Consider the following 1,187-nt stretch of genomic DNA (forward strand, 5'->3'; position numbering starts at 1 on the left):
GGCGTGAGCTCGCTCAGCACCGGTTTGAGTAACACCAACTCCAGCGTTTCGAGCTTGAGTACGGGCCTGAGCAACACGAACAGCTCCGTCTCCTCGTTGAGTACGGGTGTGAGTTCGCTCAGCACAGGTTTGAGCAACACGAACAGCTCGGTCTCATCGCTGAGCACGGGCCTGAGCAATACGAACAGTTCAGTCTCGTCGTTGAGCACTGGCGTCAGCTCACTCAGCACTGGGTTGAGCAATACGAACAGCTCCGTGTCTAGTTTGAGCACAGGCGTGAGTTCGCTCAGCACGGGTCTGAGCAACACGAACAGCTCGGTCTCCTCGCTGAGTACCGGCGTCAGCTCACTGAGCACGGGCCTGAGCAACACGAATAGCTCCGTCTCTTCGTTGAGTACTGGTGTGAGCTCACTCAGCACGGGTCTGAGCAACACCAATAGTTCGGTCTCTAGCTTGAGCACCGGTTTGAGCAATACAAACAGTTCGGTTTCGTCCCTGAGTACTGGTGTGAGTTCGCTCAGCACGGGCCTGAGCAACACCAACAGCTCGGTCTCTAGCCTCAGCACTGGCGTCAGCTCACTCAGCACTGGGTTGAGCAATACAAACTCCAGCGTTTCAAGCTTGAGTACAGGCCTGAGCAACACGAACAGTTCGGTCTCCTCGTTGAGCACTGGCGTGAGCTCGCTCAGCACCGGTTTGAGCAACACCAACTCTAGCGTTTCGAGCTTGAGTACCGGCCTGAGCAATACCAATAGTTCTGTGTCCAGCTTAAGCACGGGCTTGAGCAACACGAACAGCTCCGTCTCCTCGCTGAGCACGGGCCTGAGCAATACGAACAGTTCGGTCTCTTCGTTGAGCACTGGCCTGAGTACCGCCAATTCTCGCGTGACTAGCTTGAGCACAGGCTTAAGCAACACGAACAGCTCGGTCTCGTCGTTGAGCACTGGCGTCAGCTCACTCAGCACGGGTCTGAGCAACACCAACAGTTCGGTCTCTAGCCTCAGCACCGGGCTGAGCAATACGAATAGCTCCGTCTCGTCGTTGAGCACCGGTCTAAGCAATACGAATTCAAGTGTTTCGAGTCTCAGTACAGGCTTGAATAGTGTAGGAAGCTCTGTTTCATCGTTGAGCACGGGCCTGAGCAATACGAACTCCAGCGTTTCGAGCCTCAGCACAGGTCTGAGCAA

The 1,187-nt window shown here is 55.3% G+C and carries 1 pseudogene; it reads right to left on the bottom strand.

Annotation, left to right across the window (positions count from 1 at the left end):
- A pseudogene (locus G518_RS41395) lies at positions 1 to 1,187 on the bottom strand (hypothetical protein); the annotation flags it as partial.

The organism is Ottowia thiooxydans DSM 14619, from assembly GCF_000422885.1.
Lineage (GTDB): Bacteria > Pseudomonadota > Gammaproteobacteria > Burkholderiales > Burkholderiaceae_C > Ottowia > Ottowia thiooxydans.